Source organism: Oleiphilus sp. HI0128, from assembly GCF_001635365.1.
On the sequence record NZ_LWGG01001601.1, the window covers coordinates 1 to 525 of the forward strand.

1 protein-coding gene is annotated in these 525 nt (G+C 43.8%); it reads right to left on the minus strand.

The annotated features are described in order from the left end of the window. On the minus strand, positions 1-519 hold a 519-nt coding region (locus tag A3763_RS26195), incomplete at its 3' end, for an SIS domain-containing protein (RefSeq protein ID WP_156495352.1). Between the last annotated feature and the right edge of the window lie 6 nt (positions 520-525).

Consider the following 525-nt stretch of genomic DNA (forward strand, 5'->3'; position numbering starts at 1 on the left):
TTCTTTCATTAGTGAAACAGCAAGTGCGTCGCCCAAAGCTAGTGTCACCGTTGTCGATGTGGTAGGAGCCAAATTATTTGGGCATGACTCCTTTTCGACAAAAATATTCAAGTAGACGTCTGAATTTTTTGCTAGCGTGCTATCAGGGGCGTTAGCAATCGAAATAATTTTGTTTCCGAAGCGCCGAAGGCTAGGGATGAGTTTGATCACTTCTTCGGTTTCGCCGCTATTCGAGATAAGCAAGATGATATCGCTAGGGCGGATCATCCCTAAGTCACCATGAAACGCTTCGGCGGGGTGAATAAAAAAACTAGGTGTGCCGGTAGAAGCGAGTGTAGCTGCGACTTTTTTGCCAATATGGCCGGATTTCCCCATGCCTGAAACTATTAGGCGTCCTTCAGATTTCATTATCAATGATATGGCAGATGAAAAACTGTTATCAAGAGAGTTTGCGAGATTTGAAATAGCGGAGGACGCTTCGTTTAAGCTGCTAATCGCAGTTTCATTAATATCAGACATTTACAC